We start from the raw sequence: 6,435 nt of genomic DNA on the forward strand, positions 1-6,435 counted from the left end.
AATTATTTCACTAATACGAAGCGACTGCGTAGTAGTGCATAGTCGAATTCGAATAGATATGTTCCGTCTGCTGGTACAACAACTTCTTTCATGTTGTCACCACCATTCTTTACATTCTTCTCATTCTCATCTGATCCGTTGAAACGCCAGTATGGTTCTGGCCACCATCCCCTTATATGAGTCTGACTTATAGTAAATGAAATCTTTGTGCCCTTAGTAAGGGTTGCCTGACGATATAAGCGATATGGATTAGCTTTATCCTGATATAAGATAAATGCTCCAGAGCTAGGGTTTGTTGTCCAGTTTGAAGCACCAGGAAGGCCTTCTCCTGCAAGACAAATTTGTGCAGGCTGAGCATCACCGTCTAGAGTTACACTCTGTGTTCCGTCAAGAACCATGCTAGGAGTTGAAGGAGTCCACTTTGTCACATTGTATTCACCTGTTACAGTGTTGAATGTAATTTCGTAGTATCCAACAGTGCTAAGTGTGATAGGTGTGCCAACACTAGGATTACTTGTAAGCAGACCTGTACTTGGGTCTACACCGAAGCAGATAGGCTGGAAGTCAGTCTTCTGTGGAATAAAGCGGATAGGTGTACCAGCCTTCTTATTATAATAATGTGCTGTGTACTGGTATTTGCCAGTATGTTCAATCAACATAGGTACACCATAAAGGTCTGAGTTTAGATCAGCAGCCTCAGTAACATCAGAAAGATACATGTTGTCAAAGTCAGGAAGATCGCTCACTTTGATTGTACTTGATGTTGTAGTACGGTTTCCTACTGCGTCACCAACTGTAAGAGTCATAGCATATGAAGCCTCTTTTACAGGCATATCATAAGACTTGCTCAATGTGTATTTAGTTCCGCTGATACTAATACTGTCATTAATGTTTAGGTCTGGGATAGATACAATCATGTATCCCAAATTTTTGTTATCCGTTACTGTTGTGTTCAGTGTCAGCTTAGGATTTTGAAGCAGCACTGTTAATTGTGAAGATGGAGCAGTTGTAAATACAGGGCTTGTGAAATCGCCGTCTGTAGATACCGTCAATGTTTGTGTGGTGGTTCTTCCACCTACGTCTTCCACTGTAATCGCTACAGGGAATGATTCTGTACCTTTCCAATCCTTGTTACCTTTGTAAGCATAACTCAGGTTGTAAGTGTGAAGTAATGAGTCTGGATGATATTCCAGCAAATCAATTGTCTTGTCGAGGTTCAGTCCCTCGTTTACAAGGCGGATAGACTTAATTCCATCTGCATCTTTTGCAACACCCGAAATAGTGAAGTCACGTCCGGGTTCTGTCTTGAGTTGTACGGAACTAAGTGTAAGAGTTGGGGCTTTACCATCAACTGTTGGATAGTTGTCGTCGCTGCTACATGATTGCAGTGACAAACCCGCTATTACGGCGAAGGCACAAATAAGTAACCTTCTTAAGTAATTAGGTTTAGTTGCCATAAATAAATTAGGTTATAGTTATATAAAAATAATGTTTACGCGGCAAATTTAACATGCTGTAACGATAAGCATACTCATAAATCGTTCAATAAGGTTCTCAAATCGTTCATTGAACGATTTGAATGTCATTTTTGCTTTATATAAGATAAAATTGCTAACTTTGCAACTGTTTATTATCATATATTTCATCAAGACAATCATGAAGAAGTATTTCTTTTTACTATCATTCTTGTTTTTCTCTATCAATTCTTTCTCTCAGAAGTATCAAGTTAAGTCTCTTGATATCACTGACGGACTGTCAAGTGACTATGTGCTTAACATGGCAATGGATAAGTATGGTTTTATATGGGTTGCCACTGAAGAGGGACTGAACAGATTTGACGGTTCACGATTCTACACCTATTATAAACACAATGGAAGTAACAGTATCACAGGAAACGAACTTAACTGCGTTCTTGACGATCCTAAGGATAACAAGATGTGGATTGGTACCCAGCGAGAGGGACTGAACGTTTTTGATTATGATACTGATAAGTTTAGCAGTTATCGACATGATAAGAAAGATCGCAATAGTATTGTTACAAACGATATAACATCTATCTCGGCTTCTGCAGATAGCAGTATATGGGTAACAACATATTGGGGTGGTATTGAATATTTTGATAAGAGCAATCAGCATTTTATACATTATAATAAAAAGAATGTGCGCGGACTTCCTTCAAATCAGGCTTGGTCTGTATGTGATGCCGGCAATGGACTTATATATGTAGGACATGTTTATGACGGGTTGTCTGTCATTGACACCCATAATAGGGTGGCTCACAACTACAAGCATAATAGTGCTGATCCGAATTCTATTTCGGGCAATGAGATTCATAGTATATTCAGAGATAAAAACGGGAATATATGGATTGGAACAAATAATGGGCTAGACTTGTTTGATGCCCTGAATGGAAAATTCATACATTATAATGACGGCGGAAGAGTGCATCATCTTATTTCCTCCATCAAACAGATGTCTGACGGAAAACTCTGGCTGGCTACTGAGCAGGGAGGAGTTGCCATTCTGGATATCAATGCAGGTATATATATGGGTAATGCCAACAGCAAATACGAGCTTATTCAGGAGGGCAATGGAGAACTTGATCTTACTGGTAACAGTGTGCGCTGTGTTCTTGAGGATAAATATCATAATGTATGGTTGGGACTATATGGTGCAGGCATAAACTTCATCACCCGAAACACACCGTTGTTCTCATTGTTAAGTTATTCGCCCGTAAATCCTGAAAAGCATATTTCAACAAAGTCTGTTCTCGGACTTGCATTTGATACAAAGGGAAATCTATTGGTAGGAACAGATGGCGATGGAATGAATGTCTTTGATACAGAAAAAAATAGGATACATTCTGATATTTCTTTGCCTGGACGTTCAGTGCAGGTAGTGCATCGAGATAAGAAAGGTAATGTTTGGATTGGATGCTTTTCTGATAATGCTTACGTCCGACGTGCTTCTGGAGGTCTCAGTAAGATATTTAAAGAAACTGTTGATGTGAGATGTTTCTGCGAGGACGGCAACGTGATGTGGATAGGAACAAGTAGTGGAATATACACTGTTGACATAAATACACTGAAGGTGATAAAGGCATACAAGATTAAGGAAAGCCTTGTTAGAACAATATGTCTTGATAGTAATCACAATCTGTGGATAGGTACGTTCGGTGACGGACTAGTGAAATATGATCATTCAATACGTCATAAGCATGCTTACAGCACCGATAATGGATTCCCCTCAAATACTGTAAACGGAATTATTCGTGGCAATGATGGAGCTTTCTGGCTTGCTACTGGTGAAGGTGTGGTATGCTTTCCAAATGAGCGCAAAAAGGAATTTGAAGTATATAGTCAGAATAACAAGCTTAACAATACAAATATTCGTGCAATAGCACAAGATCGCAAGGGAAATGTATGGGTTAGCACAAATAAGGGCATCAGTTGCCTGAAGAAAGGCGAAACATCGTTCCTTAATTATGGATATAAGGACAATGTTGCGTTGGGTAACTATAATCCGTCAAGTGTAACAACATCTCCAACCGGAACAATCTATTTCGGAAGTACTAGAGGATTAACATATTTCAATCCGTCAGAAGTGTTGTCTAATTATGCAGCTCCTAAGGTGTTTATCACGGCTGTTGACATCCCTCTTGGCGAAAAGGCTTTGAGCGACAGCACGATAAACCTGATCGGAAAGAAGCAGATAGAACTTGGATATAAAGATAATACGTTTACCCTGCATTTCAATGTCAGAGATTATTCTTTGCTTGGCAGGGTTGAGTATTCTTATAGATTGAATGGATTGCAGGGAGACTGGCAGACAACAGAAGAGAATGTAATCACGTTTCGTGACATTCCCTATGGCAGTTACACATTGGAAGTACGCTGTCGCAGACACAATCAGGAATGGACTACCGATGTAGCTACATTGGATTTAACCGTTAATCCTCCATTCTGGTTCTCTTGGTGGGCAAAACTCATATATACAATATCTATCATAAGTTTGACGGTCTACATATTACGTAGTTACTCTCGCAAGATGAGATTGGAATATCTTTTGTCTTCTGAAAAAAGAAAACATGAGCAGCAGCAAGAACTGAATGATGAGAGATTGCGATTCTTCACCAATATCACTCATGAACTGCGCACTCCGCTCACGCTTATACTTGGACCGCTTGATGACTTTTCTCATAGCAACGAACTGTCTGATAAGGTGAAACATAAGTTGGCTGTGATAAACAGGAGCGCTAAAAGATTGCAGGAACTGATAAACCAAATACTGGAATTCAGAAAGACAGAAACTGATAATCGAAGATTGTGTGTCGTTCGTGGAAATATCGTCAGTGCTGTTCATGAGGTGATGCTGAAATACGAGGAACTCAATAGAAATGAAAGTGTAAGAATACGCTTCGTGTCAGCCGAAAATGATATTAAGATGTATTTTGATAATGAGGTGATAAACATGGTTTTGGATAACCTCATCTCAAACGCTATAAAATATACTGATAGAGGAGAGATAAAAGTTTGCATCGAAAGAGTAATCAATGACGGTCATCGAATCGTTCAGATAGGCGTACACGATACTGGACATGGAATATCTGCAGATGCGTTGCCTCATATCTTTGAACGCTATTATCAGGAGAATAGTCCACATCAGGCTTCAGGTACAGGCATAGGACTGGCTTTGGTAAAGAGTCTGGTAGCGTTGCATCATGGACAGATTTCTGTTGACAGCAGCGTAGAGCATGGCTCGCATTTCATTATAAGTCTTGATGAAGACAATATATATCCTTATGCATTGCATGGCGAACAGAATTCTGATGAATCAGAAGAATCAGAAGATAATACTGCTGTCGTTGAAAAGCATGATGATGCAGATAAATATTCACGTGAGATATTGTTGGTTGTTGAGGACAACAAGGACATACGTGAGTATATCGCTACATCTTTTGCTGACAAATACGAAGTGTGTCAGGCTGAAGACGGTAGGAAAGGACTTGCTATTGCGCTAGATGTTATTCCTGATATAATCATCAGCGATGTGATGATGCCTAACATGGACGGAAACGAATTGTGCAAGATATTAAAGAACGACCAGCGTACAAGTCATATACCAGTGATACTTCTTACGGCCAAGGTCAGCAATGATGCCAAAGAAGAGGGATATGATGCAGGAGCTGACTCGTATATCACGAAACCGTTTAGCGTTTCTCTTGTAGAAAGCAGAATTAACAACCTTCTTGAACAGCGTCGCCGTCTGCTTAATTCGGCAAACGATTCAAAATCAGGACACGATTTGTCGTTATCTGAAAAAAATGAGATATTAAAGGAATCAATGAACAAGGTAGATCAAGAGTTCTTTGAACATCTCAACAAAATTCTTGACGACAACATCAGTGGTGTTCTTGACGTAAACTTCCTTACGGAGAAACTAAACATGAGTACGTCTACTCTTTATCGCAAGATGAAGGCTCTCACGGGCGTTAGTACCAACGAGTATGTAAGGCACTACAAGATGCAGCATGCCGAGAAGTTACTATTAAAGAATACGTATACGATAAATGAGATTACCTATATGATAGGATTAAGCAGTGTAACTTATTTCCGCAAATGCTTTAAAGAAGATTTTGGTTATTATCCTACTGAGTATCTAAAGAAAATAAAGGCTGCTGGAAAATCTTAATCATTAATAAGTATTATCTCCCGCAGATTATTGTAACGGTATTCATCATGCATCTGTTTAATCTGCGGGAGAATGTGCCGTTTTGTACACGTAAAGAAAAAGTATATCTGCTTGAACCGGCTTTGTCTATTATTTTGAATAGACATATATAATCTGTACTTAAATACCAAAGATTCTTCTGTTATTTAATTGTAAATGGGTTTGTACTTTCTTTTTATTGGTTTTTGATTTGTATTTTTGTAATTCACTTTTTAAATTATTATTATGATGAAAGTAACATTCTCTTGTTTTACACAGACATGTATCAACAAACTAAGAAGTTGNGGTAGCTTTTCTACTGCCCATCTTTATGGTTGTGCCGTTCACTCTTTCAGTGAGTTTCTTGGACGTGACACTATCCGGTTCGGCGACATCACTACCCAAGCCCTGAAACTCTATGAGAAATACCTTATCCGTACTTCCCATTCCTACAACACCATTTCTACTTATATGCGNATGCTCCGTGCCATCTACAACAAGGCGGTGATGGCNGGTCTTGCTAAGTTCGTGTTCAATCTGTTTCANGNTGTGTTCACAGGNNTNNATNGAAACCACAAGAAGGCACTCGACGAACCTAAGTTGAAGGAGATCCTTACCGGTGAGGTGAAAAGTCCTGTTCTGAAGCGTGTGCAGTTAATGGCAGCCGCCATGTACCGACTTTGCGGCATGCCCTTTGTCGACCTGCAGCATCTGGACATTGATTCC

Annotated in this window: 3 protein-coding genes; 2 read left to right on the forward strand and 1 reads right to left on the reverse strand. The window is 39.5% G+C overall.

Annotation, left to right across the window (positions count from 1 at the left end; all coding sequences use genetic code 11):
• Nucleotides 1–2: 2 nt before the first annotated feature.
• Nucleotides 3–1,457 (reverse strand): hypothetical protein, encoded by a 1,455-nt coding sequence (locus B045_RS0109515; protein WP_025884347.1) that lies wholly within the window; start codon nucleotides 1,455–1,457, stop codon nucleotides 3–5.
• Nucleotides 1,458–1,656: 199 nt separating this feature from the next.
• On the opposite strand from B045_RS0109515, the gene B045_RS0109520 reads away from it, so the two are divergent.
• Both B045_RS0109520 and B045_RS0109525 read left to right on the forward strand, forming a co-directional pair.
• On the forward strand, nucleotides 1,657–5,691 hold the full coding sequence (locus B045_RS0109520; protein ID WP_018464041.1) for a hybrid sensor histidine kinase/response regulator transcription factor: 4,035 nt from the start codon (nucleotides 1,657–1,659) through the stop codon (nucleotides 5,689–5,691).
• A 267-nt stretch (nucleotides 5,692–5,958) separates the two neighbouring features.
• On the forward strand, nucleotides 5,959–6,435 hold a 477-nt coding region (locus tag B045_RS0109525; protein WP_205619114.1), incomplete at its 3' end, for a phage integrase SAM-like domain-containing protein.

It is taken from the genome of Segatella paludivivens DSM 17968 = JCM 13650 (genome assembly GCF_000373185.1).
In the GTDB taxonomy this organism is placed as follows: Bacteria; Bacteroidota; Bacteroidia; order Bacteroidales; family Bacteroidaceae; genus Prevotella; species Prevotella paludivivens.